1 pseudogene is annotated in these 237 nt (G+C 72.2%); it reads left to right on the forward strand.

The annotated features are described in order from the left end of the window. Position 1: 1 nt before the first annotated feature. Positions 2-237, forward strand: a pseudogene (locus KVS71_RS18800) (DNA-binding response regulator); the annotation flags it as partial.

A 237-nucleotide genomic window follows, 5' to 3' on the forward strand; every position in this document is an offset into this window, starting at 1 on the left:
GGTGCGGCTCCACGAAGCCGCAGGCCACGAGGTGGTGGCCGCGCTCCCGGACACGACCGGTCTTCGCGAGGCCGTGCTCTCGACCACGCCCAACCTCTGCATCCTGGACGTGCGGCTGCCGCCCACCTACACGGACGAGGGCATCCGCGCGGCCCTGGAACTGCGGGCCATGCACCCGGCGCTCGCCATCCTCGTGCCCGCGCAGTACGTGGAGGAGCGCTACGCGACCGACCTCAT

Source organism: Microbacterium sp. GbtcB4 (genome assembly GCF_019091465.1).
GTDB classification, from domain to species: domain Bacteria; phylum Actinomycetota; class Actinomycetes; order Actinomycetales; family Microbacteriaceae; genus Microbacterium; species Microbacterium paraoxydans.